This is a genomic window from Actinomycetospora sp. ABD4_176 (assembly GCF_056311855.1).
The window spans coordinates 1,814,985-1,840,979 of the sequence record NZ_CM149974.1 but is presented as its reverse complement, the minus strand read 5'-3'; the positions used below and the strand labels follow the sequence as shown (position 1 = coordinate 1,840,979).

23 protein-coding genes and 1 pseudogene are annotated in these 25,995 nt (G+C 74.5%); 10 read left to right on the top strand and 14 right to left on the bottom strand.

All coding sequences use genetic code 11. The annotated features are described in order from the left end of the window. Positions 1-4 precede the first annotated feature (4 nt). The 4 genes and pseudogenes from ACYX4T_RS09025 to ACYX4T_RS09010 form a co-directional block, all read right to left on the bottom strand. Complete coding sequence (locus tag ACYX4T_RS09025; RefSeq protein WP_476014203.1) at positions 5-760, bottom strand: dienelactone hydrolase family protein; 756 nt, start codon at positions 758-760, stop codon at positions 5-7. A gap of 169 nt (positions 761-929) precedes the next feature. After that, on the bottom strand, positions 930-1,238 hold the full coding sequence (locus tag ACYX4T_RS09020; RefSeq protein ID WP_476014202.1) for a fumarate hydratase C-terminal domain-containing protein: 309 nt from the start codon (positions 1,236-1,238) through the stop codon (positions 930-932). Between the two features lie 112 nt (positions 1,239-1,350). Further along, positions 1,351-1,512, bottom strand: a pseudogene (locus ACYX4T_RS09015) (fumarate hydratase C-terminal domain-containing protein); the annotation flags it as partial. A 41-nt stretch (positions 1,513-1,553) separates the two neighbouring features. Beyond that, the gene (locus ACYX4T_RS09010; RefSeq protein WP_476014201.1) at positions 1,554-2,399 is read right to left on the bottom strand and encodes a fumarate hydratase; all 846 of its coding nucleotides are present in this window, start codon (positions 2,397-2,399) and stop codon (positions 1,554-1,556) included. A 125-nt stretch (positions 2,400-2,524) separates the two neighbouring features. On the opposite strand from ACYX4T_RS09010, the gene ACYX4T_RS09005 reads away from it, so the two are divergent. Further along, a complete protein-coding gene (locus ACYX4T_RS09005) occupies positions 2,525-3,652 on the top strand; it encodes a baeRF2 domain-containing protein (protein WP_476014200.1) in 1,128 nt (375 codons plus the stop codon). 90 nt (positions 3,653-3,742) lie between these two features. On the opposite strand, the gene ACYX4T_RS09000 is transcribed toward ACYX4T_RS09005, so the two are convergent. Together ACYX4T_RS09000 and sthA are read right to left on the bottom strand one after the other, a co-directional pair. Further along, positions 3,743-4,903: an aminotransferase class V-fold PLP-dependent enzyme gene (locus ACYX4T_RS09000; protein ID WP_476014199.1), complete on the bottom strand. Its 1,161-nt coding sequence runs from the start codon at positions 4,901-4,903 to the stop codon at positions 3,743-3,745. Continuing rightward, entirely contained in the window at positions 4,881-6,287 is a 1,407-nt protein-coding gene (gene sthA, locus ACYX4T_RS08995; protein ID WP_476015218.1) for a Si-specific NAD(P)(+) transhydrogenase, read from the bottom strand. The genes ACYX4T_RS09000 and sthA overlap by 23 nt, the downstream gene beginning before the upstream one ends. Before the next feature lie 223 nt (positions 6,288-6,510). Here sthA and ACYX4T_RS08990 point away from each other — a divergent pair, with 223 nt between their 5' ends. Next, positions 6,511-7,641 carry a DUF4192 domain-containing protein gene (locus ACYX4T_RS08990; RefSeq protein ID WP_476014198.1) on the top strand — a complete coding sequence of 377 codons (1,131 nt, stop codon included), beginning with the start codon at positions 6,511-6,513 and terminating at the stop codon, positions 7,639-7,641. A gap of 32 nt (positions 7,642-7,673) precedes the next feature. On the opposite strand, the gene galE is transcribed toward ACYX4T_RS08990, so the two are convergent. Together galE and ACYX4T_RS08980 are read right to left on the bottom strand one after the other, a co-directional pair. Further along, complete coding sequence (galE, locus tag ACYX4T_RS08985; RefSeq protein WP_476014197.1) at positions 7,674-8,684, bottom strand: UDP-glucose 4-epimerase GalE; 1,011 nt, start codon at positions 8,682-8,684, stop codon at positions 7,674-7,676. 51 nt (positions 8,685-8,735) lie between these two features. Further along, the gene (locus tag ACYX4T_RS08980) at positions 8,736-9,464 is read right to left on the bottom strand and encodes an iron-dependent transcriptional repressor DtxR (RefSeq protein WP_476014196.1); all 729 of its coding nucleotides are present in this window, start codon (positions 9,462-9,464) and stop codon (positions 8,736-8,738) included. 85 nt (positions 9,465-9,549) lie between these two features. Between ACYX4T_RS08980 and ACYX4T_RS08975 the strand changes: the two genes are divergently transcribed. The 4 genes from ACYX4T_RS08975 to ACYX4T_RS08960 all read left to right on the top strand — a co-directional run bounded on the left by ACYX4T_RS08975 (position 9,550) and on the right by ACYX4T_RS08960 (position 15,056). Further along, entirely contained in the window at positions 9,550-10,509 is a 960-nt protein-coding gene (locus tag ACYX4T_RS08975; protein WP_476014195.1) for a sulfurtransferase, read from the top strand. After that, positions 10,506-11,702, top strand: coding sequence for an acetoin utilization protein AcuC (locus tag ACYX4T_RS08970; RefSeq protein ID WP_476014194.1), 1,197 nt, complete (start codon positions 10,506-10,508; stop codon positions 11,700-11,702). The genes ACYX4T_RS08975 and ACYX4T_RS08970 overlap by 4 nt, the downstream gene beginning before the upstream one ends. Positions 11,703-11,734: 32 nt before the next feature. Continuing rightward, positions 11,735-14,428 (top strand): bifunctional acetate--CoA ligase family protein/GNAT family N-acetyltransferase, encoded by a 2,694-nt coding sequence (locus ACYX4T_RS08965; protein WP_476014193.1) that lies wholly within the window; start codon positions 11,735-11,737, stop codon positions 14,426-14,428. Between the two features lie 118 nt (positions 14,429-14,546). Next, positions 14,547-15,056 (top strand): hypothetical protein, encoded by a 510-nt coding sequence (locus ACYX4T_RS08960; RefSeq protein ID WP_476014192.1) that lies wholly within the window; start codon positions 14,547-14,549, stop codon positions 15,054-15,056. Positions 15,057-15,366: 310 nt separating this feature from the next. On the opposite strand, the gene ACYX4T_RS08955 is transcribed toward ACYX4T_RS08960, so the two are convergent. From ACYX4T_RS08955 to ACYX4T_RS08945, 3 genes are all read right to left on the bottom strand, one after another. Next, positions 15,367-16,362 carry a sigma-70 family RNA polymerase sigma factor gene (locus ACYX4T_RS08955; RefSeq protein ID WP_476014191.1) on the bottom strand — a complete coding sequence of 332 codons (996 nt, stop codon included), beginning with the start codon at positions 16,360-16,362 and terminating at the stop codon, positions 15,367-15,369. Positions 16,363-16,552: 190 nt separating this feature from the next. Continuing rightward, positions 16,553-16,978: a D-aminoacyl-tRNA deacylase gene (gene dtd, locus ACYX4T_RS08950; RefSeq protein WP_476014190.1), complete on the bottom strand. Its 426-nt coding sequence runs from the start codon at positions 16,976-16,978 to the stop codon at positions 16,553-16,555. Between the two features lie 21 nt (positions 16,979-16,999). Next, positions 17,000-18,520: a DUF7782 domain-containing protein gene (locus ACYX4T_RS08945; protein WP_476014189.1), complete on the bottom strand. Its 1,521-nt coding sequence runs from the start codon at positions 18,518-18,520 to the stop codon at positions 17,000-17,002. A gap of 238 nt (positions 18,521-18,758) precedes the next feature. Here ACYX4T_RS08945 and acs point away from each other — a divergent pair, with 238 nt between their 5' ends. Then, on the top strand, positions 18,759-20,696 hold the full coding sequence (acs, locus tag ACYX4T_RS08940) for an acetate--CoA ligase (RefSeq protein WP_476014188.1): 1,938 nt from the start codon (positions 18,759-18,761) through the stop codon (positions 20,694-20,696). Positions 20,697-20,815: 119 nt separating this feature from the next. Here the strand turns inward: acs and ACYX4T_RS08935 are convergent, their stop codons facing one another. After that, positions 20,816-21,652 carry a lysophospholipid acyltransferase family protein gene (locus ACYX4T_RS08935; RefSeq protein WP_476014187.1) on the bottom strand — a complete coding sequence of 279 codons (837 nt, stop codon included), beginning with the start codon at positions 21,650-21,652 and terminating at the stop codon, positions 20,816-20,818. 48 nt (positions 21,653-21,700) lie between these two features. After that, the gene (locus ACYX4T_RS08930) at positions 21,701-22,468 is read right to left on the bottom strand and encodes a M50 family metallopeptidase (RefSeq protein WP_476014186.1); all 768 of its coding nucleotides are present in this window, start codon (positions 22,466-22,468) and stop codon (positions 21,701-21,703) included. 70 nt (positions 22,469-22,538) lie between these two features. Here ACYX4T_RS08930 and ACYX4T_RS08925 point away from each other — a divergent pair, with 70 nt between their 5' ends. Together ACYX4T_RS08925 and ACYX4T_RS08920 are read left to right on the top strand one after the other, a co-directional pair. After that, positions 22,539-23,864 (top strand): class I SAM-dependent methyltransferase, encoded by a 1,326-nt coding sequence (locus tag ACYX4T_RS08925; protein ID WP_476014185.1) that lies wholly within the window; start codon positions 22,539-22,541, stop codon positions 23,862-23,864. Then, complete coding sequence (locus tag ACYX4T_RS08920) at positions 23,861-24,673, top strand: DUF1295 domain-containing protein (RefSeq protein ID WP_476014184.1); 813 nt, start codon at positions 23,861-23,863, stop codon at positions 24,671-24,673. The genes ACYX4T_RS08925 and ACYX4T_RS08920 overlap by 4 nt, the downstream gene beginning before the upstream one ends. Before the next feature lie 6 nt (positions 24,674-24,679). Here ACYX4T_RS08920 and ACYX4T_RS08915 read toward each other — a convergent pair whose 3' ends face one another. After that, positions 24,680-25,141, bottom strand: a complete 462-nt coding sequence (locus ACYX4T_RS08915; protein WP_476014183.1) for a peroxiredoxin — start codon at positions 25,139-25,141, stop codon at positions 24,680-24,682. Positions 25,142-25,280: 139 nt separating this feature from the next. Here ACYX4T_RS08915 and ACYX4T_RS08910 point away from each other — a divergent pair, with 139 nt between their 5' ends. Next, complete coding sequence (locus tag ACYX4T_RS08910; protein ID WP_476014182.1) at positions 25,281-25,985, top strand: alpha/beta hydrolase; 705 nt, start codon at positions 25,281-25,283, stop codon at positions 25,983-25,985. The last annotated feature ends 10 nt before the right edge of the window (positions 25,986-25,995 follow it).

Below are 25,995 nucleotides of genomic sequence, written 5' to 3'. Positions count from 1 at the left end.
GGTCCTAGACCTCCCGGGTGGCGAGGTGGCGGGCGAGGAAGTCGGCGATCCTCTGCCAGCCGTCGACGGCCGCGGCCGGCCGGTAGCTGGGCCGGTCGACGGCGAAGAAGGCGTGGCCGGCGTCGTCGTAGCGGTGGAACTCGTAGGTCTTGCCGTGCTCCTGGAGCAGCTTCTCGAGCTCGTCGACCTGGTCGGGGGAGGGGTAGGAGTCCTCGTTGCCGAACAGGCCGAGCAGGGGTGCCTGCAGCTGCGGGACGCGGTCGGCCAGCGCGGAGACCTGGAGCGGGAAGCCCTCGGGCGGGGTGCCGACGACGAAGGCGCCGTAGCAGTCGATCGCCGCCTGGACGTCGACCGCGATCCCGGCGAGGACGGCCTGGCGCCCGCCGGAGCAGAAGCCGATCGCGCCGACCCGTCCGTTGGACGTCGGGAGCGAGCGCAGCCAGCGCGCGGCGCCCGCGGCGTCGCCGACGAACCGCTCGTCGGGCACCCCGCCCTGCGCGCGGGCGGCGGCCGCGGCGTCGTCGGGGTCGGCGCCGGGCGCCTCGCGGGTGTAGAGGTTCGGGCAGACGGCGTGGTAGCCCATCGCGGCGAAGCGCCGCGTGATCTCCTTCGTCGCGGCGTCGTAGCCCGGCATGTGGTGGATGACGATCATGCCCCCGCGCGGGGTGCCGTCCATCGGCCGCGCGGTGTAGGCCTCGATCTCGTCGTCGCCGTGTCCGCGGATGCCGATCGTCTCGGCCAGGACCGCGTCGTGCTGCATGTTCTCTCCTCCGGTCTGGTGCTGGCGCGCTCGATCAGAGCACCCCCCGGCGCCCCGGGCCGCGCGAGGGCGTGGTTCGCGTGGTCTGCGAGGCCCGGGGTCGTGCCAGCGATGCGGCATCGCTGGCGATTCGATGCAGCACGCCGATAGGGCCAGGATCGCCACATCCTCACTGCGCGGCGCGCCGCCAGCGGGCCGGGCCGTCGCGGTACAGGTCGCCGCCGTCGAGGTCGTTGACGACCAGGGCGGGGAACTCTCGGATCTCGAGGCGGTGCACGGCCTCGGCGCCCAGGTCCTCGTACGCGATCACCTCGGACGACGTCACGCACTGCGAGAGCAGCGCCGCGGTGCCCTCGATGGCGCCGAAGTAGACGCATCCGTGCCGGGCCATGGCGTCCTTGACCGCGTCCGAGCGCCGGCCCTTGCCGATCATGCCGCGCAGCCCGCGCTCGACGAGCAGCGGCGACCAGGCGTCCATCCGCGACGCGGTGGTCGGGCCGGCGGCGCCGATCGGGTGGCCGGGACGCGGGCGTGGGGCCGACGAAGTACAGCGTCTCGCCGGCCGGGTCGAACGGGAGGTTCTCGCCGGCCTCGATCGCCGCGGCGAAGCGGGCGTGCGCGGCGTCCCAGCCCGTCACCAAGGGGCCGGAGAGGAGCACCGAGTCCCCGCTGCGCAGCTCACGCAGCGTGTCCGCGTCGAGGGGGAGGCGGATCGAGGATGTGGAGTTCCTCGCCCTAGCGGCGTGCTGCATTGAATCGCCAGCAACCGCATCGCTCGTGCCACCCGAGCCGCTCACAGGGTCACCGTGCGCACGCGGTGGGAGTGGCAGTCGAGGTTGACGGCCACGGGGAAGGCGGCGATGTGGGTCGGGTAGGCCTCGACGTGCACGGCCACCGTCGTCACCGTGCCCCCGAAGCCGGCCGGCCCGATGCCCGTGGCGTCGATCGCGTCGACGAGCTCGGCCTCCAGCTCCGCCAGCTCCGGGACCGGCGACGGCGACCCGGTCGGCTCGCGGGTCAGGGCCTTCTTCGCGAGCACCGCGGCCCGGTCGAACGTGCCGCCCATCCCGATCCCGACGGTGACCGGGGGCGACGCCGACGGGCCCGCGGTCTCGATCGTCTCCACCACGAAGCGCTTCATGCCCTCGACGCCGGCGGCGGGCGTGAGCCTCCGCAGCGCCGACATGTTGTCGCAGCCCGCGCCCTTGACCAGGAGCGTCAGCCGCACGTCGGCGCCCTCGACGAGGTCGTAGTGGACCATCGCCGGGGTGTTGTCGCCGGTGTTGGCGCGGTCGACCGGCGAGCGCACCAGCGAGGCCCGCAGGTAGCCCTCCCGGTAGCCCTCGGCGACGCCCCGGTCGAGCGCGGCGGCCAGCGACCCGCCGGTGAAGTGCACGTCCTGCCCGATCTCGAGGAAGCACACCGCGTACCCGGTGTCCTGGCAGAACGCGATCCGCTCCCGCGCGGACACCTCGGCGTTCGCGAGCAGCCGGTCCAGCACCTCCTGCCCGATCGGCGACTCCTCGCGCTCCCGGGCCCGCCGCAGGGCGTCGACGTGGTCGCCGCGCAGCTCGTGGTTGGCCTCGACGCACAGCCGCCGGACGGTGTCGGCCACCTCGTCGACCGGAATCTCCCGCACGCCGCAGGGCTTACCGCACACCCGCCGGGGACGCATGCCGGACCGGACGAGAGGGTAGGCGTCGAGGACGAGCAACGACGTTCCCCGCCCCACACCGGGACGGGGTGGAGCAGGAGGAACACCGGATGGACCTGTCGCGTACTCGGGACATCTTCGAGCGGCCGGGGCCGTTCGCGACGGTCTACCTGGAGGCTGTGCAGGCCGGCGAGAACTCGGCCAAGCAGGTCGAGCTGCGGTGGCGGGACCTGCAGGAGCAGCTCAAGGGCGCGGGCGCCGACGACAAGACGCTCGCGGCGCTCGACGACGAGCTCTCCGGCGAGCGCTCGGGATCGATCACCGGAGTCGGCCGTGTCCTCGTGGCCTCGTCGGAGGGGATCCTCTTCGACGACGAGGTGGAGGCCGTCGACGCCGCCGGTGATCTCGCGATCTGGTCGCCGCTGCCCGAGCTCGGGCGTTACTACCGCAGCCAGAGCGGCTCGGTGCGCGTGCTGCTCGCCGTGGTCGACCAGACCGGTGGCGACCTCTACCAGGTGATCGCCGACAACTCCGAGGGCGCCCGCGAGCTCGACGAGCAGACGATCAAGGGCCAGGCCCTCGAGACCGTGCACAAGGCCCGCGGCGGCGGCCCCGGCAACCGTACGCGGCAGAACCGCCACGAGATGGCCTCGTACGAGAACGCCGACGAGGTGGTCAAGGGCATCCGCAGCGCGGTCAAGCAGTTCCGCCCCGAGGCCATCGTGCTGGCGGGCGAGATCCAGGGGCGGTCGTCGGTGCGGGGCGAGCTCCCGGGCGACCTGGCGCAGATCACCCGCGAGATCGAGGCCGGCAGCCGCGCCGCGGGCGCGTCGGAGAGCGCGCTCGAGGACGCCATGCTCACGGCGGCCGGCGTCGTCGCCACCGAGCGCGAGACCGGCGTGCGCGAGCGCTTCGCGGAGGCCAAGGGCCACGGCAACGCCGTCGAGGGCTTCGAGCCGGTGCTCGAGGCCGCGCGGCAGGGGGCCGTCGACACGCTGCTGGTGATCGACGGCAAGGAGGTCCCGGGCGAGCTGTACGTCGGCTCGTCGCCGGAGCAGATCTCCACGGACCCGAAGAACCTCGAGCAGCTCTCGGACACCGAGCCGGTCAAGCGCCCGGCCGAGCAGGTGCTGCTGCGTACCGTCGGCGCGCTCGGCGGCAACGTCGACGTCCTCGGCGGGGGCACCGACCTCGTCGACAACGTCGGCGCGATCCTGCGCTTCCCGACCGGGAGCTGAGCCGCCCCGGCCGTCGCGACGACGACACGAACGCGCCGTTCGCTGCTTCTACCGCAGCGAACGGCGCGTTCGTTGTTCCCGGGGGCCGCGCTACAGCAGCGCCGCGAGCTCCCGGGCCGCGGTCCGGGCGTCGTCGAGCGTCACGTAGGGCGCGGCGAAGCCGAAGCGCAGCAGGTCCGGTGGGCGGGCGTCGACGACGACCCCGCGCCGGGCCAGCGCCGCGCACGTCGCGTCGGCGTCGCGCACCCGCACCGCCACGTGCCCGCCCCGGCGCTCGTGCTCGCGCGGGGTGACGACGTCGGCGTCGGCGGGCAGCGCCTCGAGGAACGCGTCGGAGAGCGCCAGCGACGCCGCCCGCACGCCGGCGAGGTCGGGGCTGCCGGGGTCGTCGAACACCTGCAGCGCGCCGTCGAGGGCGAGCATCGACAGCATCGGCGGCGTCCCGACGCGCAGCCGCCCGACGCCGGGCGCGGGGGTCCACGCCTCGGTCATCCCGAAGGGGTCGGCGTGCCCGGTCCAGCCGGTCAGCGGGGGGTCGAGCACCTCGTGGTGGCGCGCCGCGACGTAGGCGAAGGCGGGCGCGCCGGGCCCGCCGTTGAGGTACTTGTACGTGCAGCCGACGGCCAGGTCGACGCCCAGCGCGTCGAGCTCGACGGGCATGGCGCCGACCGCGTGCGAGAGGTCGGCGACGACGAGCGCGCCGGCCGCGCGGGCCCGCTCGACGACCGCGGCGAGGTCCCACCGCTCGCCGGTGCGGAAGTCCACCGCGGGCACGGCGACGACGGCGGTGTCGGCGTCCGGGGTCATGGCGTCAGGCGAGGTGGCCCGCAGCGTCAGCCCGGTCAGGCGCGCCACCGACGTCGCGAGGTAGCGGTCGGTGGGGAAGTGGCCGGCGTCGGAGAGCAGCACGTGACGGTCGGGACGCAGCCGCGCGGCCGCGACGAGCAGGCCGAAGAGCTGCACCGACGTCGAGTCCCCGACGACGACCTGCCCCGGCGCCGCCCCGACCAGGGCTCCCACCCGGTCGCCGAGGCGCTGCGGCGTCGCCCACCAGCCGCAGTCCTCCCAGCCGGCGACCCCGACCCGCGCCCACTGCTCGTCGACCGCGGACAGCAGCGCCGCCCGCGCGGCGTGCGGCTGCGCGCCGAGGGAGTTGCCGGCGAGGTAGACCGCCTCGGCGCCGTCGGGGGCGCGGGGGAGGGTGAAGGCGGCGCGGGCCCAGCCGGGCTCAGGAGAACTGTTCGAGGGCACGGATCTTGTTCGTGGCGTCGAGGGCGGCGACCTTGTAGGCCTCCGAGAGCGTCGGGTAGTTCAGCACGGCCTCGACGAGGTAGTCCACGCTCCCGCCGCAGCCCATGATCGCCTGGCCGATGTGCACCAGCTCGGTCGCCGACGTCCCGAAGACGTGCACCCCGAGCAGCGCGTGGTCCTCCGGCGACACGAGGAGCTTCAGCATCCCGTAGTCGTCGCCGACGATCTGGCCGCGCGCGAGCTCGCGGTAGCGCGAGATGCCGACCTCGTAGGGGATCGCCTTCTCTGTCAGCTCGGCCTCGGTGGCGCCGCAGTAGCTGACCTCGGGGATCGTGTAGATCCCGAACGGCGACACCTCGGCCATCGAGCGCACGGGCTCGTCGAACGCGTGGTACGCCGCCTGCCGGCCCTGCTCCATCGAGGTGGCGGCGAGTGCGGGGAAGCCGATGACGTCGCCGACGGCGTAGATGTGGGGCACGGCGGTGCGGAAGTGCTCGTCGACCTTGACCCGACCGCGCGCGTCGGTCTCGAGCCCGGCGCGCTCGACGTCGAGCTGGTCGGTGACGCCCTGGCGACCCGCCGAGTACATGACGGTCTCGGCCGGGATCTTCTTGCCCGACGCGAGCGTCGTGACCGTCCCGCGCTCCGACACCGACACCCCGGACACCTCCTCGCCGAAGCGGAAGGTCACCGCGAGATCGCGCAGGTGGAACTTCAGCGACTCGACGACCTCGGTGTCGCAGAAGTCGAGCATGGTGGGGCGTCGCTCGACGACGGTGACCCGCGTCCCGAGCGCGGCGAACATCGAGGCGTACTCGATGCCGATCACCCCGGCCCCGACGACGACCATGCTCGCCGGGATGTGCTCCATCGCGAGGATGCCGTCGGAGTCGACAACGCGGCGGTCGTCGAACTCGACCTGCGGCGGGCGCGCCGGCCGCGTGCCGGTCGCGATGACGAAGCGGTCGGCGGTCACCGTCCGGTGCTCCCCGGGGCGGTCGCCGAGCACCTCGACGGTGTGGTCGTCGAGGAAGCGGGCCTCGCCGCCGAGCAGGTCGACCCGGTTGCGCTGCAGCTGCGCGCGGACCACCTCCTCCTCGCGCCCGATGACGAAGTGGGTGCGGGCGAGGAGGTCCTGGACGGTGATGTCCTGCTTGACCCGGTAGCTCTCGCCGTAGAGCCCGCGCATGGCGTAGCCGGTGAGGTAGAGGACGGCCTCGCGCATCGTCTTCGACGGGATCGTGCCGGTCTGCGTGCAGACGCCGCCGATCATGCCGCGGCGCTCGACGACGGCGACGCGGCGACCGAGCTTGGCGGCCGCGATCGCCGCCTTCTGCCCGCCGGGCCCGGAGCCGATGACGACGAGGTCGTAGTCGCGGCGCACGGCGGCGGCGTCGCCCGCGGGCTCCGGAGCGGGCGCCGAGCGGGGCGGGGTGTCCGTCGCGGGATCCACCGGGTGCACCCGCCCACCCTCGCCGCCACGGGGAGTGCGGGCAAGCCGACCGCCGGTGACGGTCCCGCGAACTCCCACGGGCCGCGGCCGCCGAGTTGTCCACAGGCCCGGAATCCCCGGGAGCCGCCGGAGCGGGGGCTGCGTCGAAACCCGTGTGAGCAACCGTCACCGTCGCGCCCGCCCCCGACCCGGGCCGCCGGGGCCCTCGTCCGCCGACGGGGAGCCCCTGCGGCTGCGCCTGCACGAGCCCGGCGAGCTCGTCGCCGCCGTACCCCACCTGCTCGGGTTCCGTCCCGTCGCGTCCCTCGTCCTCGTCGCCGTGCACGACGACGCCGGCGGTGCCGCGGGCCGCCGGCGCCTCGGCGTCGTCGCCCGCGCCGACCTGCCCGCGCCCGGCGACGTCGCGGCCGTGGTCGGCGCGTGCGCCACCCGCATGGTGCCGACCGGGCCGGCGGAGGTGACGGCGGTGGTGGTGGCGGAGGGCCCCGACGGCGCTCCCGACAGCGCTCCCGACGGCGCCGGCGTCCCGCCGCGGACCGACGTCGCCGACGCCGTGGGCTCGGTGTTCGCCGCGCACGGGATCGTCGCGCCGACCCGGCTGTGGGTGCCGCGGATCGTCTCGGGCGCGCCGTGGCGCTGCTACCCGCCGTGCGACTGCCGGGGCCGGGTCGCGGCCACCGACGACTCGCCGGTGGCCGCGGCGTCGGCGTGGCTCGGGCAGGTCACCTACGAGTCGCGCGCCGCCCTCGAGGCCTCGCTGGCGCCCGGGCCGCCCCGCCCGGGTCTCGCCGAGCTCGTCGACGCCGAGTGGGAGGCCGCCGTGCTCGACCGGGAGCTGGGCGGGCCCGCCGCCGCGCGCCGCGACCTCGCGGCCGTCGCGGCGGCGCGGGATGAGGTGGCGGCCGGGCGCCCGCTGGGCGACGGGGAGCTGGCGCGGCTCGCGGTGGCGCTGGCCGACCCCGGGGTGCGCGACGTCGTCATGGGCTGGGCGCTCGCCGACGAGGCCGTCGCCGCGGCCGCCGAGCAGCTGTGGACGCTGCTGGTGCGGGCGCTGCCGGCCCCGGAGGTCGCCGAGCCCGCGGTCCTGCTCGCCTGCGCGCAGCTGGTGCGCGGGGGGTCGGCGCTGGTCGGCGTGGCGCTCGAGCGGGCCCGGCGCGCCGACCCCGGGCACCGCCTCGCCGGACTGGTCGAGAGCCTGCTGGCGAGCGGCGCCGCCCCGGACGCCGTGCGCACCGTGATCCGGGAGGCGAGCACGGAGTCCGCGGCGCGCCTGCGGCCCGGGTGAGCCGGGGTGAGCCGGGGTGAGCCCGGGTGGGCTCAGGTGGCGCGGCTGCGGGCGAAGGCCCAGGCGTCGGCGACGATGCCGTCGAGGTCGGTGTGGGTGGGCTTCCAGCCCAGCTCGGCGCGGGCGCGGGCCGACGACGCGACGAGCACGCCGGGGTCGCCGGTGCGCCGCGGGGCGACGCGGGCGGGGATCGGGTGCCCGGTGACCCGCCGGCACGCCTCGATCACCTCGAGCACCGAGAACCCGGTGCCGTTGCCGAGGTTGCACACGAGGTGGCCGCCCGCCCCGGTCGCCGCGGCATCGCCGCGGCCCAGCAGGTCGAGCGCGAGCAGGTGGGCCTCGGCGAGGTCGTCGACGTGGATGTAGTCGCGCACGCAGGTGCCGTCGGGGGTGGGCCAGTCGTCGCCGAAGACGGCGATCTCGTCCCGCTGCCCGAGGGCGACCTGGAGCACGAGGGGGATGAGGTGGGTCTCGACGGTGTGCCGCTCGCCCAGGGCGGGCGCGCCGCCGGCGCCGGCGTGGGCGCCCGCGACGTTGAAGTAGCGCAGGCTCACCGCGGCCAGCTCGCCCTGCGACGCCGTGGCGTAGGTGCCGATGGCGTGGTCGATGGCGAGCTTGGTGGCCCCGTAGGTGTTGGTGGGGCGGGTGGCGGCGTCCTCGGTGATCGGCGAGGTCTCGGGCTCGCCGTAGGTCGCCGCGGTGGACGAGAACACCAGGCGCGGCACGCGGTGGCGGCGCATCGCGTCGAGCAGCGCGATCGAGGTGACGACGTTGCCGTGCCAGTACTTCGCGGGCTCGACGGCCGACTCGCCGACCAGCGAGCGCGCCGCGCAGTGGATGACGCCGTCGACCTCGCCGGCGCCGAGGACCTCGTCGGCGACCACGGCGACGTCGCCCTCGACCAGCCGCGCGCCCGCGGGGACGGCGTCGCGGTGCCCGGTGGACAGGTCGTCGACCACCACCACGTCGTGGCCGGCGTCGAGCAGGTGCTGCGCGCAGACGCTGCCGACGTAGCCCGCCCCACCCGTGACCACCAGCGTCATGCGCGCCAGTGTGCCGGGCGGAGCCGGGCGTGCCCCGTGCGGGTCGGATGGCTACTGGGCGCGGACGAGCACCGCGTGCGCGACCAGCGGGTCGACCTCGGAGCGCGAGCCCTTGTGGCCGACGCCCACCGCGTCGCCGAAGCGGGGGATGGCGACGACGTCGACGTCGCTGCCCGGCAGCACGCCGGCCTTCTTGAGGTGCGCCATCAGCGGCTCGTTGAGCTGGATGTGCTCGGCGATCCGCCGGACCTCCACCTTGCCGCCGCCGCTGCGGGCGAACTCGTCGAGGCGCACGAGGCCGGCCTCGTCGGGCGTCGGGGTGCGCTGCGGCGCGGTGACCTCGCCGTCGATGTCGGTGCCGCTGCGCAGCGCCTCGAGGCCGGGGATCGGGTTGCCGTACGGCGACACCGAGGGCTCGCCGAGCAGCGTGAAGAGCTTGCGCTCGACCGCGTCGCTCATCACGTGCTCCCAGCGGCACGCCTCGACGTGCACGTGCTCCCACTCGAGCCCGATGACGTTGACCAGCAGCAGCTCGGCGAGGCGGTGCTTGCGCATGACGGCCACGGCCTTGGCGCGCCCGGAGGGGGTGAGCTCGAGGTGGCGGTCGCCGGCCACGTGGACGAGACCGTCACGCTCCATGCGCGCCACGGTCTGGCTCACGGTCGGCCCGCTCTGCTCGAGACGCTCGGCGATGCGGGCTCGGAGGGGGACGACCCCTTCCTCCTCGAGCTCGTAGATCGTGCGCAGGTACATCTCGGTGGTGTCGATGAGGTCGTTCATGCCCACCCCTTTCCGCCCGCCCATCCTACCGACGGCGGACCCCACCGGACGGCGGCGTCGTCGTGGGGCAGGGCACGATCGTGACATGGCCACCTCGCCGGGTCCCCTGCCCACGCCCGTCGTGCCCGTCGCCTGGCTGCGCGACGCGGTGGCGCGGCCCGACGGGAAGCCCGTCGTGCTCGACGTGCGGTGGACCCTGCGCCCGCCGCCGCGCACCGCCAAGGAGCGCAGGGCCGCCGCGAAGCAGGACCCGCCGGGCCTGGTGGAGCACGAGGCCGGGCACGTGCCGGGCGCGGTCTACGTCGACCTCGACACCGAGCTCGCCGGTCCGCCCGGGCCCGCGGGGCGCCACCCCCTGCCCGACCCCGACGTGCTCGAGGAGACCCTGCAGCGCGCCGGGGCCGGGGCCGACTCCGAGATCGTCGTCTACGACGGCGGCGACGGGATGGGTGCCGCCCGTGCCTGGTGGGTGCTGCGCTGGGCCGGGGTGCGCGCGGACCGGGTCGCGGTGCTCGACGGCGGGTGGCCGGCGTGGGTGGCGGCCGGCGGCGAGGTCTCCACCGCCGGCGGCGGCGTCCGCCGGCCCGGCGACCTGCAGATCCGCACCGGCGCCATGCCCGTGCTCACCGCCGACGCCGCCGCGGGCCTGGCCGCGGGCGGGGAGGGCGTGCTCCTCGACGGCCGGGCCGCCGAGCGGTTCCGCGGCGAGGCCGAGCCGATCGACCCGGTCGCGGGCCACGTGCCGGGGGCCGCCAACCTGCCCGCGGCGTCGCTGATCGCCGACGGACAGTGGCGCGCGTCGGACGACGCCGCCGAGGTGCTGCGCCCGCTGGTCGAGGACGCCGGGGCCGTCGGTGCCTACTGCGGCTCCGGGGTGAGTGCGGCCATGCTCGTCCTCGGGCTCGAGCACGCGGGCCTGCGCCCACCGGACGACCCCGCCGGGCTCTACGTCGGCAGCTGGTCGCACTGGTGCGGCACGGGGCGCCCGGTGGAGACCGGCGACCCGGGGCCCGGTGCCGCGGGTCCCGGTACGGTTCGGGCGTGACCAGCTCCGGGGCGACGGTGGACCCGGCCCGTGTGGCCGTGGTGTGGGACGAGAGCCTGCTGGGCTACAAGCTCTCGGAGTCCCACCCGCTGCACCCCGTGCGCCTCGACCTCACGATGCGTCTGGCCACGGCGCTCGGGGTGCTCGAGGGTGTCGAGCCGCTGGTGCCCACGCCCGCGCCCGACGAGGAGGTCGAGCGCATCCACGTGGCGTCGTACCTCGACGCCGTGCGGCGCGCGCCGCTCGAGGGGGACGACCCGCGCCACCAGCTCGGCACCACCGACAACCCGATCTTCGAGGGCATGCACGAGGCCAGCGCGCTGGTGTGCGGCGGCTCGATCGCGGCGGCCCGCGAGATCGCCGAGGGCCGCGCCGACCGCGCGGTGAACATCGCCGGCGGCCTGCACCACGCGATGGCCGACCACGCCTGGGGCTTCTGCGTCTACAACGACTGCGCGGTCGCGATCTCCTGGCTGCTCGACCACGGCTACGAGCGCATCTGCTACATCGACACCGACGTCCACCACGGCGACGGCGTCCAGGCCGCGTTCTACGACGACGACCGCGTGCTGACGATCTCGACGCACCAGCACCCGCGCACGCTGTGGCCGGGCACGGGGTTCGCCTCCGAGCTCGGGGGCGGGCGGGCGTCGGGCACCGCGGTGAACCTGGCGCTCCCGCCCGGGACGCGCGACGCCGGGTGGCTCCGCGCGTTCCACGCGGTGGTCCCCGGGCTGCTGCGCGCGTTCCGGCCGCAGATCCTGGTCACCCAGTGCGGTGTGGACACCCACCACGAGGACCCGCTGGCCGAGCTGTCGCTCTCGGTCGACGGGCACCGGGCGATCTACCGGTCGCTGCGCGCGCTGGCCGCCGAGTACAGCAACGGCAAGTGGCTCGCCCTCGGCGGGGGCGGCTACGGCCTCTACCGTGCGGTGCCGCGGTCGTGGACGCACCTGCTGGCCACGGTGCTCGACCGGGACGTCGACCCGTCGCGCCCGATCCCCGCCGACTGGACCTCCTACGCCAGCGAGAAGACCCGCCGGCCGCTGCCGACCTCGATGACCGAGGAGGCGCCGACCGACTTCGAGCCCTGGGGCGGCTTCACCGAGGTCGAGGTCGACCCGTTCCTGCTCGAGACGCGCCGCGCGGTGTACCCGCTGCACGGCCTCGACCCCCAGGACACCCGCGACTGACGAACCCCCCACCCCTGAGCCAAAGGGCGAGGATGACCGACACGGCGGACCCCGACGCCACCACCGCAGAGGTCCGGGCGGTACCCGACGCGCCCTACCCCGCGCACTGGGAGGCCGACGTCGTCGCCTCCGACGGCGCGACGGCCCACCTGCGCCCGATCTCGACCGCCGACGCCGACGACGTCGTCGCCTTCCACGCCCGCCTCTCGGACCGCACGCGCTACTACCGCTACTTCAGCCCCTACCCGCAGATCCCCGAGCGCGACCTCAAGAACTTCGTCGAGGTCGACCACCACGACCGGGTCGCCCTCGTCCTGTGGCTGGGCCGGGAGATCATCGCGATCGGGCGCTACGTGCGGCTCGCGGAGTCGACGGCCGCCGAGGTCGCGTTCGTCGTCCGCGACGACCACCAGGGGCGCGGGCTCGGGTCGATCCTGCTCGAGCACCTCGCCGCCGCGGCGCGCGAGTGCGGGCTGACCCGGTTCGTCGCCGAGGTGCTCACCGAGAACCAGCAGATGGTGCGGGTGTTCCGCGAGGCCGGGTTCGAGGTCAGCCGGGCGCTGGAGGGCTCGACGCTGCACCTGGAGTTCGACGTCGCGGCGACCTCGCGCAGCCGCGAGGTGCAGCTCGCCCGCGAGCAGCGCGCCGAGGCCCGCAGCGTCGCCAACGTGCTCTCGCCGCGGTCGGTGGCCGTCGTGGGCGCCTCGCCCGACGAGACCAAGATCGGCCACGTGGTGCTGGCGAACCTCCTGCGGGCCCGCTTCACCGGCCCCGTCTACCCGGTGCACCCCGAGGCCCGCTCGGTCCGGGGCGTGCGTGCCTACCCGACGGTGACCGATATCCCCGACGACGTCGACCTCGCCGTGCTCGCGGTCCCGCCCGACGAGGTCCCCGGCGTGTTCGAGGCCTGCCTGTCGAAGGGGGTGCGCGCGCTCGTCGTCATCACCTCGGGGTTCGGGGAGACCGGTCCGCTGGGCCTCGCCGCGCAGCGCGAGCTGGTGGCCGACGCCCGGGCCAACGGCATGCGGGTGATCGGGCCGAGCGCGCTCGGGGTGATCAACCTCGACGCGCGGGTGTCCCTCAACGCCTCGCTCGCGCCGACCCTGCCGCCGGCGGGCCGGGTCGGGTTCTTCTGCCAGTCCGGGGCGCTCGGCATCCAGATCCTCGAGGCCGCGGCGACCCGCCGCCTGGGGCTGTCGTCGTTCGTGTCGGCCGGCAACCGCGCCGACCTCTCGGGCAACGACCTCATGCAGTACTGGGACACCGACCCCGACACCGACGTCGTCCTGCTCTACCTCGAGACCTTCGGCAACCCGCGCAAGTTCGCCCGCGTCGCCCGGCGTCTCGCCCGCCAGAAGCCGGTGGTCGCGGTGAAGACCGGGCGCCACGTGGCCGCCGCGCCGGGCCTCGCGGCCAGCGCCCAGCCGATCGACGAGGCCGCGGTCGGCGCGGTGTTCGACCAGTCCGGGGTCATCCGCGTCGACTCGGTCGACGAGCTCTTCGACGCCGCCCAGCTGCTGGCCCACCAGCCGCTGCCGCCCGGCCCGCGCGTCGGGATCGTCGGCAACTCCACCGCGCTCGGGGTGCTCGCCGCCGACGTCGTGCTCGCCCAGGGGCTCTTCCTGGCCCGCGACCCGGTCGACCTCGGCACGTCCAGCGGCGCCGAGGAGCTGCGCGCCGCGGTCGCCGACCTGCTCGCCGACGACCAGTGCGACGCCCTCGTCGTCGTCTTCGTCCCGGCGATCACCACCGACCCGACCGACCACGCGCGGGCGCTCGCCGAGGCGGTGCACGGCGCCGAGAAGCCGGTGGTCTCGACGTTCCTCGCCTCGGAGGGCGTCCCCGAGGTGCTCACGGTGCCGGGCGGTCCGGGCGGGGGCCCGGGCCGCGGCAGCATCCCCTCCTACCCGAGCCCGGAGCGCGCGGTGCTCGCCCTGGCCCGGGCCGTGCGCTACACGCAGTGGCGCTCGCGGCCGGTCGGCGAGTTCGTGGTGCCCGACGGCGCGGACGTCGAGGCCGCGCGGGCGCTCGTCGCGGAGATGGCGCCGGCGCCGCGCACCGTGCTCTCCGACGAGCAGGCCGACGCGCTGCTGCGCTGCGTCGGGGTCGTCGTCGCCCCGTTCCGCCGCGTGACCTCGGCCGAGGCCGCCGTCGCCGCGGCCCGCGAGCTGGGCGGGGCGGTGGTGCTCAAGACCGCGGACCGGGGCTGGCGCCACCGGACCGACCTGCGCGGGGTGCACGTGGGGCTCACCGAGTCCTCGGCGATCTCGACCGCGTACGCGCAGCTCGTCGAGCTCTCGGGCACCTCGGAGGTGTACGTCCAGGTGCAGGCGCCGCCGGGCATCCCGTGCGTCATCGAGGTGCGCGACGACCCGTCGTTCGGCTCGCTCGTGTCGTTCGGGCTCGCCGGGGTCGTCGGCGAGCTCCTCGACGACCGCGCCTACCGGGCCACGCCGCTGTCGACGATGGACGCCGCGACGCTCGTGCGCGCACCGCGGGCGGCCCCCCTGCTCGACGGCTACCGCGGTGCCCGCCGCGTCGACCTGCCGGCCCTCGAGGACCTCGTGCTGCGCATCGGGGTGCTCGCCGACGCCGTGCCCGAGATCCGCTCGCTCGTCCTCGACCCGGTGCTCGCCGCCGACCGCGGCGCCCACGCCACCGGCGTCACCGTCATGCTCGGCCCGCCGCCCGGGCCCCGCGACGGCGGCCCGCGTCGGCTGCGCTGACCCGGGTGCGCTCACCGGGTGCGCAGGCGCGCTCGTGAGCACTTTCGGGTGCCATGGCCCCGGAAAGTGCTCACGGACGACGCGGTCGTCCCTCGGCGGTCCTACGGTCGGTCGGACCATGCCCGCGATGTCGCTCTCGATCCCGACGCCCATCCGTCTCGGCCTGCTCGCGGCCGTCGTCCTGCTGGCCGCGGGCTGCGGGTCGTCGGGAACCCCGGAGCAGCCGGAGCCGGCGCCGCAGCCGCCGTCATCGACCATCCCGACCGACGCCCCACCCTCGAACCGGCCGTCGCCCGCCGTCCCGGATCCGCTGGTCGCGACCCCGCCGCCCGGCGCGAGCGCGCTGGCGGGGGAGCGGGTCGACGCCACGGGGCTGCCGCCGGGCCTGCCGACGCTGGTGTGGACGCGCGACGACCGTGTCGTCGGGGTCTACGGGCGCGCCGGCGGGTGCACGGACGCACGCCTCGAGGTGGTCGAGCAGGGTGCCGGGCGCGTGGTCCTGCGCGTCGTGCAGTTCAGCACCGGACCGGGACCCTGCACGCGAGAGCTGGTCTACCCGCCGCTGGAGGCGACGCTCGACGCGCCGTTGGGGGAACGCTCCATGGTGCTGACCGGCGCCGTGTCCTGAGTGATCGACGGAAGAATACGGACACTCAACGTCAGCAACGGCACTTCGCTGACACGCCCCGCACACGAGAAAAGCCGGAAGACCGGGCCGGCCCCCGACCGTCCCGGTCTCCCGTCGCCGACGGGCCGTGCCCGTCTCGTGGTTGGCCGGACCGATGGCTCCACGTGAGTGGGGTCACACGCGGCCCGTGCGATTCAGACTGCCGTTACCCGCGAGTCACCGTCAAGGCGGCGATGGGGCGGAGGTCACCGGACCGATCCGGTGACGCTCCGTGCCCGCATCGACGCACCTCGACGCCCATCGACCGGCGTCAGCTCGCCGCGTAGGCCTTGAGGCGACGCGCGCGGTCACCGTCGCGCAGCTTGACCATCACCTCGCGCTCGATCTGGCGCACCCGCTCGCGGGAGAGCCCGAACTGGCGCCCGATCTGGTCGAGCGTGCGCGGCTGGCCGTCGTCGAGGCCGTAGCGCAGCCGGATGACGTTCTGCTCGCGCTCGTCCAGCGTCGCGATGACGCGGCGCATGTCGTCGTGGAGCAGGCCGGAGATGACCGTGGACTCGGCGTCGGTGGCCTCGGCGTCCTCGATGAAGTCCCCGAGCGGGGCCTCCTCCTCGGAGCCGACCGGCATGTCCAGGCTCACCGGGTCGCGGCTGTGGTCGAGCAGGTCGGCGACCTTCTCGACGGCCAGGCCCGACTCCTCCGCCAGCTCCTCGTTGGTGGCCTCGCGGCCGAGGGTCTGGTGCAGGTCGCGCTTGATGCGGGCCAGCTTGTTGACCTGCTCGACCAGGTGGACGGGCAGGCGGATGGTGCGGGCCTGGTCGGCCATGCCGCGGGTGATGGCCTGGCGGATCCACCACGTCGCGTAGGTCGAGAACTTGAAGCCCTTGGCGTAGTCGAACTTCTCCACGGCCCGGATCAGACCCAGGTTGCCCTCCTGGATCAGGTCGAGCAGCGGCATGCCGCGCCCGGTGTACCGCTTGGCCAGCGAGACCACGAGGCGCAGGTTGGCCTCGAGCAGGTGCGCCCGCGCGCGACGGCCGTCACGGGCCACGGCCCGGAGGTCGGCGGCACGCTGACCGTCGAGGTCGTCGGAGCCCTCGAGCAGGTGCGCTGCGTACACGCCGGCCTCGATGCGCTTCGCCAGCTCCACCTCGTCGGCGGCCGTCAGCAGCGCGGTCTTTCCGATACCGTTGAGGTAGACGCGGACGAGGTCCGCCGCAGGGCCCTGGGCGTCGAGGTCGCTCTCGGCAGGCACCGAGGGGAAAACCGCATCGGAGTCGGACTGCGGTGCGAGTGTCGCCGTCATTGCTTCCTCCCTGCGCGGCGCGAAGGTGCTGTGGCGCCGCGTCACATGCTCGAACGCGTCGGGGACGGCGTTCGTTCCCGTCGTGGGATACAACAGCGGGGTGCCCGGTGTGGCGTGCCCGACGCATGGCGCGCGCCACCGCGGGGCAACGTCTTTCGGATCTCCGACTGCGACGACGGGCGCCCCGGTGTCAGGTCTCCACGATCACCGTGAACGGCCCGTCGTTCACCGACACAACGCGCATGTCGGCCCCGAACTTCCCGGTGGCCACCGGCGCCCCGCGCGCACGTAGCGCCGCCACGACGGCGTCGACCGCCGCCCGCGCGCCGTCGGGCGCCGCGGCCGCCGACCACGACGGACGGCGCCCCTTGCGCGTGTCCCCGTAGAGCGTGAACTGGCTGACGACGAGCAGGCCCGCGCCCGTCTCCGCGCACGAGCGCTCGTCGCGCAGCAGGCGCAGCTCGTGCAGCTTGCGGGCCATGGTGCCGGCCGCGTCCGGGGCATCGTCGCGGTGCACGCCGAGCAGCACCAGGAGCCCCGGCCCGTCCAGCGCCCCGACGGTCTCCTCGTCCACGACCACCCGCGCCTCGGTCACGCGGCTGACCACCGCCCTCACGTCGCGGCCCTCACGGTGCCCTCATGCCGGCACCAGCATCCCGTGGTGCACGAGGTCGCGGACGACGGGCAGCGCGGCTGCGGCGAGCTCACCGGGGTCACGGCCGTGCGCGACGGCGAGGAGGTCGACGAGATCCCGCAGCGGCAGGTACCCCCGGCACCCGGCGAGGAGCGCGACGCCGAGCTCGTCGACGTCGTGGCGCCACTGCGGGCCGTTCAGGCGCACGAGGGTCGCCGCGACCGGGTCCCAGCCCTCGTCGGTCGACACCAGGCCGCGCTCGAGGGCGACGGTGTCGGGCACGCGCAGGCGGGCGTCGAGCAGCGCGTCACCCGGGCGCGCGGCGAGCCAGGCCGTGCGGTCGAGCCACGCCTCGATCTCGGGGCCGAGGGGGTCGTCGTGGGACTGGCGCAGGTCCTCGCAGACCACGGTGCCCGGCACGTCGGGCGCGGTGCGCCGCAGCGTCACGAAACCGAACCCGATCGCCACCACGCCCTCGGAGGCGAGGAAGTCGAGCCACCGCTCCGAGAGCGCCGTCCCCTCCGGCGAGGCGGGATCGACACCGGCGTCGCGCAGCCACGTGGCGACGTGCAGGGCGGGGTCGGCGACGTCGCGCTGCACGACCCACGCGTCGAGCCCGCCGGGTGCCGCCGACCGGGCCGCCTCGGCGAGCCAGGTGCGGGGTCGCTCGGTCCAGTCGTCGGAGGTGATCAGCCACGACGCGAGCAGCTGCGCGACCCCGCCCTCGGTGAGGTGGGCGGGCAGGACCCCGACGAGCAGTGCCGAGGCCCCGTCGCCGCCCAGGCCCGCGTCGCGGTAGACGTGGTCGACCTGCGGCGGTCCGGGCACGAACGGCGGGTTGGTGACGATCTGGTCGAAGCGCCGCCCCGCGACCGGCTCCAGCCACGGCCCCGCGAGCAGCTCGACCTCGATGCCGGACAGCGCGCACGTCACGCGGGCCATGGCGAGCGCCCGGTCCGAGACGTCGGTGCCCGTGAGCCGCGCGGCGTGCCCGGAGGCGTGCAGGACCTGCACCCCGCACCCGGTCCCCACGTCGAGCAGCGTGTCCACCGGTCGGCGGACCATCGCCCGCGCCAGCGACAGCGAGGCCGCGCCGGTGCCCAGGACGTGCTCGCGGTCGGCCGTGCGCGTCGTCGGCCCGACCTCCAGGTCGGAGAGCACCCACCAGGGCGCGGCGTCGGGGATCGAGGCGTCGCCGTGCGGGCGCAGGTCGAGCGCGGCACGCACCTGCCCGTCGGCCTCCCCGCCCGCCTCCCCGTCCGCCGCGACCAGCAGCCCGGCCCCGATCGCCTCGTCGAGGTCGGCGGGCGCGAGCGCCGACGCGGCCTCCGCACGCGCGACGGGATCGCCGAGCAGGAACAGGCGCACCAGCGTGCCCGCGTCCCCGGCCCCGCGGACCGCGCGGCGTGCCGGTGTGGTCTCGCCCCGGTCGAGCGCCGCACGGGCCGCCGGGCCGAGGAGCGAGGCCACGCCGTCGACGGTGAATCCGGTCCGTGCGAAGGACGGGAGTAAGCCACGCCACATTCGGGCATCAGGAACGACAGCACCCGCCGCGGAGGCGCGGTGCGTGTCGGGGTGGTCCGGTCGTGACACGCGTAGATCGTCACACTGCAGCTGCAGTCGATCTTCGCGACCCTGTCCGCGGCCCTCCGAACGCACCGTTGCCTCGGCACGGGTCGTGCGTGACGCTGCGCACACCGCCAGGCACCGGGACGCCCTCGGGCGCCCGCGGTGCGGACGACGACCGGGAGGGCACACACGGATGTCGGAGCAGACGGCCACCGAGGGAAAGACCTACCCGCCGGACCCGGAGCTGTCGAAGACGGCGAACGTGCGGCCGGAGATGCTGGAGCAGGACCTCCAGGCGTTCTGGGACGAGCAGGCCAAGCAGCGCCTGAGCTGGTTCCAGGACTACGACCAGGTCCTCGACTGGAACCTGCCGTACGCGAAGTGGTTCGTCGGCGGCAAGCTGAACGCCTGCTACAACTGCGTCGACCGCCACGTCGAGAACGGCCTGGGTGACAAGGTCGCGCTGCACGTGGTCCCCGACGAGGGGCCCGATTCCCCCGAGGCGCGGGACATCACGTTCTCCCAGCTCCAGCGCGACGTCGTGAGGATGGCCAACGGGCTCAAGGAGCTCGGCGTCGGCAAGGGCGTACCCGTCGGGATCTACATGCAGATGATCCCCGAGGCCGTCGTCGCGATGCTCGCGTGCGCCCGCCTCGGCGCGCCGCACACGGTGGTGTTCGGCGGCTTCAGCGGCAAGGCCGTGGCGGAGCGGTGCAACGACCTCGAGTGCAAGGTCCTCATCACCCAGGACGAGGCGATGCGCGGCGGCAAGGCCGGCGCGCAGAAGACCAACGCCGACGAGGGCCTCGACGCCGGCCCCACCACGGTCGAGAAGGTCGTCGTCGTCAAGCGCAGCGGCGCGGACATCCCGATGGGTGACCGCGACGTCTACCTCGACGACCTGACCGCGAACGTCTCGGACGACCCCGAGAGCTGCCCGTGCGAGCCGATGGACTCCGAGGACCTGCTGTTCCTCCTCTACACCTCGGGGTCGACGGGCAAGCCCAAGGGCGTCGTGCACACCACGGCCGGCTACCTGCTGGGCGTCGCGACCACCCACAACCTGGTGTTCGACGTCAAGGACGACTCGGTCTACTGGTGCGCCGCCGACATCGGGTGGATCACGGGGCACAGCTACATCACCTACGGCCCGCTGGCCAACGCCTGCACGTCGGTGCTCTTCGAGGGCGTCCCCGGCTACCCGGGCAAGGACGTCTGGTGGAAGATCATCGACAAGTACGGGGTGACGATCCTGTACACCTCACCCACGGCGATCAAGTCGCACATGAAGGCGGGCGAGCAGCACATCGAGGGCCACGACCTGTCGTCGATCAAGATGCTCGGCAGTGTCGGCGAGCCGATCAACCCCGACGTCTGGGAGTGGTACCGCAACCACGTCGGCGGCGGCCAGGCGCCGATCATGGACACCTGGTGGCAGACCGAGACCGGGCACATCCTCATCACGCCGCTGCCCGGCATCACCACCCTCAAGCCCGGCATGGCGCAGCAGCCGTTCCCGGGTGTGCGGCCGGAGATCCGCGACGACGAGGGCAACCAGCTCGACGTCGAGCAGACCGGCAACCTCGTGCTCACCCAGCCGTGGCCGGGCATGATGCGCACGCTCTACAACGACGACCAGCGCTTCAAGGACACCTACTGGTCGAAGTACTCCGACGCGTACTTCGCCGGTGACGGCGCCAAGTACGACGCCGACGGCGACATCCAGCTGATGGGCCGCATCGACGACGTCGTCAACGTGTCCGGCCACCGTCTCTCGACCTTCGAGGTGGAGAGCGCCCTGGTCGAGCACGCCGACGTGGCCGAGGCCGCCGTCGCCGCGCGCAAGGACGACGACACCGGGCAGGCGATCGTCGCCTTCGTATCGCTCAAGGGCGACAAGGAGGGCACCGAGGAGCTCGAGCAGGCCCTGCGCGAGCAGGTCGCCCAGTCGATCGGCAAGCTCGCCCGCCCGGCGTCGGTGATCTTCGCTCGGGACATGCCCAAGACCCGGTCGGGCAAGATCATGCGGCGGCTCCTCAAGAACCTGGCCGAGGGCGAGGAGCTGGGCGACACGTCCACGCTCGTCGACCCGACCGTCGTGGAGGAGATGCAGAAGCAGATGCAGCGCTAACCAGGGGATCGGGAGCCCCGAGAGCACGGACGGCGCCCCCGCTGCCACGCGGCAGCGGGGGCGCCGTCGTTCTGTCCGGGCGGGCTGGGGTGTTCCAGCGAACGCGCTGCTCGCTGCTTCTAGGCGCCCGAAGTCCCCGTTGATCGAGGTTCGGGGTCGGCGTCCTGCACCTCGGGCGTCGGCGGCGGCTCCTCCTGCCGCAGCACGGCGAGCTGCTCGGTGATCCGGCCCATGATCCGCTCGGTGGCCTCCTGCAGCGAGCGACGCCCGATGCGTCCCTCGCGCAGGTCGTCGAGGGCGACGGGCGGGCCGGCGAGCACCCGCAGGGTCGCCCGGGGCCACAGCGTGGGGCGCGACGCCGACGGGGCGAGCAGGTGGTTCGAGCCCCACTGCGCCACCGGGATCACCGGCGCGCCGGTCTCCAGGGCCATCCGCGCGATGCCGGTGCGGGCCGCGCGGGGCCAGCCGTCGGAGTGGGTCGCGAACCCGCCCTCGGGATAGACGACGACCACCTCGCCGCGACGCACCGCCTCCACCGCCGCGCGGTAGGCCTCGATCCCCGACGCCGTCCGGTCGACCGGGATGTGCCTTCCCCCGCGCAGCGGCGCGCCGACCACCGTCCGGGACCACAGCTCCTGCATCGCGAGGAACCGCGGCACCCGTCCCTGGGAGACCACGTACGACACGAGGACGATCGGGTCGACGTGCGAGAGGTGGTTGACCGCGAGCAGCGCCCCGCCCGACGTCGGCATCCGCTCGCCGCCGCGGAAGTCCCAGCGCGCGACGGCCATGAGCACCGGCCACAACAGGTCGATCGCGAAGCCGTACCAGAAGCCCCGGTCGGTGCGGGGGTAGAGCGCCCAGATCGCGAGCTTGCGCCAGAGCCGGATCGCCCGCCCCGGCCGCCGACGGTCGTGGGCCTGGGAGATCCGCCGGAGTCGGTCCTGCCGCGCCATGCCCCGGATCATGTCGGGCCGCGCCGGGGCGTGCATGCATGAATGCCCCTAGCCGGGCATGTACCCGGGACGCAGGAGCAGCTGGGCGCCGACGATGAGGGCGACGACGGCGACGAAGACCCAGACGAGGTTCCAGATGGCGTTCGGGAGCAGGGTCAGTTCTGCCAACGCCGTGCCGTCTCCGGACTTCCCCTGGAGCAGGCGAATCGCGTCGAGGAGGCCACCGATGAGCAGGAACCACGCGATGCCGACCGCAATCGCAGCTTGCAGAGCGCTCGATCCTGCGATCAGTAGCCAGGTGAGACCGATGACAATCAATGCCGGGATGAGGAACGCCAGGCCGTTGCGGGAGAGCGCTAGCGCCAGCAGGCTCAGGACGATCGTGGCCAGCAGGACGGCCCAGGGATTGCCCGCGGCGATCAACGCTGCTGCACCAAGGCCCAACAGCGGCGGTGCCGCGTAGCCCACCAGCGCGGTGATGATCTGGACGAGCCAGATCCCGCCGTTCTTCGCCTTCGTCACGGCGGAGGCGTCGTCGTTCAACTTCCAGCCGTCATTGCCGAGCAACAACGCGAGGTTCGCGAGCATGTGCCCGCCCTCATGCGCCAACGTGATCGGATAGTTGCTGATGTATCGCGACAGCAGGACCAGCAGCAGCGCGATGAACCCCGTCCCGTACGCGACCGGTTCCCCCACGATCGGGACGTCGTTGACCCCCAGGTCCACCCCCACCATGGTGTGAATCTCAGCACGTTCCGTATCCGGACCGCCCGAACGACGCGCCGGGATGCGCCCGTTCGCGAGGTCGTCGTGCACCCTCTGCCAGCGCCCGAACCGTCCGCCCGCCTCGTCCGATCACGGTTCGACACGGCGGAGGGAGATCAGGGTGGGTGCAGGGGCAGCACAGCGGGTGGTCGGTGCGGTCGGGGCGTTCCTCGACGGGCCGGTACCGGTGCGGATCCGGGCCTGGGACGGCAGCGAGGCCGGGGCCGGACCGGGCCCGGGCGTGCCGACGGTCGTGCTGCGCTCGCGCCGCGCGCTGCGCCGCCTGCTGTGGGAGCCGGGCGAGATGGGGCTGGCGCACGCCTACGTCTCCGGTGACCTCGACGTCGACGGCGACCTCGCCGCCGGGCTGTCGACGATGTGGGCGCTGGTGCGCGCGGGGACGATCGCCCCGCGCCGCCCGCAGGTCCGCGAACTGCCCGGGCTGGGGCTCGCGGCCGCCCGGATGGGGCTCCTCGGCCCGAAGCCGCCGCCGCCGCCCGAGGCGATCCGCATCCGCGGCCGCCTGCACAGCCGCCGGCGCGACCGCGACGTCATCGCCCACCACTACGACGCCGGCAACGACTTCTACGCCCTGCTGCTCGACGACTCGATGGCCTACTCGTCGGGCTACTGGACCTCACCGGGGAGCACCCTCGCGCAGGCCCAGCACGACAAGCTCGAGCTGATCTGCCGCAAGCTCGACCTCGGCCCGGGCCGGCGGCTGCTCGACATCGGCTGCGGCTGGGGCTCGCTCGCGGTCCACGCCGCGCGCGAGCACGGCGCGCAGGTGCGCGCGGTGACGATCTCGCGCGAGCAGCGCGACCACGTCAACGCCCGCATCCGCGCCGAGGGCCTCGCCGGGCAGGTGCAGGTCGACCTGCTCGACTACCGCGACGTCGCCGCGCGGATCACCGCCGCCGACGGCCCGTTCGACGCCGTCAGCGCGATCGAGATGGGCGAGCACGTCGGCGACGAGCACTACCCGACCTTCGCCGCGACGCTGCACGGCGCGCTGCGCCCCGGCGGACGGGCGCTGGTGCAGCAGATGTCGCGGGGCGCCGACGCGCCGGGGGGCGGCGCGTTCATCGAGACCTACGTGACCCCGGACATGGTCATGCGCCCGGTCGGCGACACGCTGACCTTCCTCCAGCGCGCGGGGCTCGAGGTCCGCGACGTCCACGTCATGCGCGAGCACTACGTGCCGACGATCCGTGCCTGGCTCGCCACGCTGGAGGAGCGCTTCGACGAGGCCGTCGCGCTGGTCGGGGAGCGCGGTGCGCGGATGTGGCGGCTCTACCTCGCGGGCGGCGCGCTGGCGTTCGAGGAGAACCGCATGGGCGTCGACCAGCTCCTCCTCGTGCGGCCCACGAAGCGCGGCACGAGCGGGATGCCGGCCACCCGCGACGACTGGACGGTGACCACCCGCAGCGTGGCGGAGGCCCCGTGATCGCCGCCGGCGTCCTGCTGACCGGCGCGGTGGTCGCGGTCGTCGTGGCGTTCGGCCTGACGCTGGTGGTGGCCCGGGCGACCGGGCGCCACAGCGTCGTCGACGTCACGTGGGGGCTCGGCTTCGTCGCCGTCGCCGCGGTGTCCTTCGTGCTCTCCGGCGTCCTCGGCACGGGCGACCTGCTGGTGCGGGTGGTCGTGCTCGCCCTCGTCGCGATCTGGGGGCTGCGTCTCGCGGTCCACATCGGGCGACGCAACCGCGGGAAGGGCGAGGACCCGCGCTACACCGCGATGCTCGGCGACGACCACCCACCCGGCGCGGTGACGGCCACGGTGCTGCGGCGGGTCTACGTGCCGCAGGCGGCCGTCATGGTCGTCGTCGCGCTGCCCGTGCTCGCGGCGATGCTGCGGCCCGCGACCGTGCTGCCGGTGGTGATCGCCGGCATCGTCGTGTGGCTGGTCGGGTTCGTCTTCGAGACGGTCGGCGACGCCCAGCTCGCGGCGTTCAAGGCCGACCCGGCGAACCGGGGTCGCATCCTCGACACCGGGCTCTGGCGCTACACCCGCCACCCGAACTACTTCGGCGACGCCTGCGTCTGGTGGGGCGTCTTCGTGGTCGCCGCCGGTCACCCGCTCGCGCTGGTCACCGCGGTCGGGCCGGCGTTGATGACCTACCTGCTCGTGTCGGTGACGGGCAAGGAGCTCACGGAGCGCTCGATGTCGGGGCGGCCGGGGTACGCCGAGTACGTGCGGCGCACCTCCGGCTTCCTGCCGCTCCCCCCGGGCACCCGCGCGGCACGCGCCACCTGACGGCCGTCAGGCGCCCTGACGCGACCGCAGCAGCGCGAGCGCGTCGTCGGCGTGCTGGTCGAACTTCATCTCGCCGTTGATGACACCGAGGACGGTGCGGTCGGTGTCGATGACGAACGTCCTGCGCTTGATCGGCAGCATCGGCAGCCACGACCGCTTCGCGTCGAACTGCTTCGCCACCTCGCCCTCCGGGTCGGACAGCAACGGGTAGTCGAACCCGTTCGCCGCGGAGAACGCGTGCTGCTTCTCGACCGGGTCGGCGCTGATGCCGACACGCCGGGCGCCGACCGCCGCGAAATCCCCGGCGAGGTCGCGGAAGTGGCAGCTCTCCTGCGTGCAGCCGCCCGAGGAGGCGAGCGGGTAGAAGAACAGCACCACCGGGCCGTCGGCCAGGAGCTCCGAGAGCGTCCGGCGGGTGCCGGTGTCGTCGGCCAGCTCGAAGTCGGGAGCGAGGTCTCCGGTCTTCATCGGTGTCCTTCCGAGGGGCGGGTCGGCCGCGAGCGCGTTCGCGGCCGGGCCGTCAGCGGTTCGACGGGCGGTGACGGCCCACGCCGTGAGGGGGCGGTGCTCGCGCGCCGGGACGGGCCCGCGGCCGCAGGATGGGGTCGTGACCCTGCCGCGCCTCGACCGTGTCCGCCCCGCCACCCGGCGGCCCGTGACGGGCGCGGTCCTCGTGATGCACGGCGGCCGGCCCGAGGGACACGACGCCGCCGACGGGCTGCGGCTGCCCTACCTGCGGATGGTGCCGTTCGCCCGCAGCCTGGCCGCTGCCGGCGCCCGCCGCGGCGTCGACGTCGGGCTCCTGCGCTACCGCTACCGCGGCTGGAACGCCCCCGACCTCGACCCCGTGCAGGACGCCCGGTGGGCCCTGCGCGACCTGCGGGCGCGCCACGGCGACGTGCCCGTCGTGCTCGTCGGGCACTCGATGGGCGGCCGGGCGGCGCTGCGCGTCGGCGGCGACGACGCCGTCGTCGGGGTGGCCGGGCTCGCGCCGTGGATCGAGCGGGGCGAGCCGTGGGAGCACCTCGGCGGGCAGACCGTGCTCATCGCCCACGGCGACCGCGAGCGGATGACCAGTCCGCGGGCGTCGCGGTGGTTCGCCGGACGGGTCGCGACGGTCTCGGACCAGGTGGCGCGGTTCGAGGTCCTCGGGGACGGCCACGCGATGCTGCGCCGCGCGGCCGCGTGGCACGGCCTCGTCACACGCTTCGCCCTCGGCGCCCTCGGACTCGAACCGTTCCCCGAGCCCGTCGCGAAGGCCATGGCGGCCGGGGACCCCGACGGACTGGCGGTCCCCCTCGACGATCCGTAGGGGAGTGGTG

Coding starts and splice junctions, on each gene's coding strand:
- ACYX4T_RS09025 (WP_476014203.1), bottom strand. CDS start 760: ATGCAGCACGACGCGGTCCTGGCCGAGACGATCGGCATCCGCGGACAC.
- ACYX4T_RS09020 (WP_476014202.1), bottom strand. CDS start 1,238: ATGGACGCCTGGTCGCCGCTGCTCGTCGAGCGCGGGCTGCGCGGCATG.
- ACYX4T_RS09005 (WP_476014200.1), top strand. CDS start 2,525: ATGGACCTGTCGCGTACTCGGGACATCTTCGAGCGGCCGGGGCCGTTC.
- galE (WP_476014197.1), bottom strand. CDS start 8,684: ATGACGCTGGTGGTCACGGGTGGGGCGGGCTACGTCGGCAGCGTCTGC.
- ACYX4T_RS08980 (WP_476014196.1), bottom strand. CDS start 9,464: ATGAACGACCTCATCGACACCACCGAGATGTACCTGCGCACGATCTAC.
- ACYX4T_RS08975 (WP_476014195.1), top strand. CDS start 9,550: ATGGCCACCTCGCCGGGTCCCCTGCCCACGCCCGTCGTGCCCGTCGCC.
- ACYX4T_RS08965 (WP_476014193.1), top strand. CDS start 11,735: ATGACCGACACGGCGGACCCCGACGCCACCACCGCAGAGGTCCGGGCG.
- ACYX4T_RS08960 (WP_476014192.1), top strand. CDS start 14,547: ATGCCCGCGATGTCGCTCTCGATCCCGACGCCCATCCGTCTCGGCCTG.
- ACYX4T_RS08955 (WP_476014191.1), bottom strand. CDS start 16,362: ATGACGGCGACACTCGCACCGCAGTCCGACTCCGATGCGGTTTTCCCC.
- ACYX4T_RS08945 (WP_476014189.1), bottom strand. CDS start 18,520: ATGTGGCGTGGCTTACTCCCGTCCTTCGCACGGACCGGATTCACCGTC.
- acs (WP_476014188.1), top strand. CDS start 18,759: ATGTCGGAGCAGACGGCCACCGAGGGAAAGACCTACCCGCCGGACCCG.
- ACYX4T_RS08935 (WP_476014187.1), bottom strand. CDS start 21,652: ATGGCGCGGCAGGACCGACTCCGGCGGATCTCCCAGGCCCACGACCGT.
- ACYX4T_RS08915 (WP_476014183.1), bottom strand. CDS start 25,141: ATGAAGACCGGAGACCTCGCTCCCGACTTCGAGCTGGCCGACGACACC.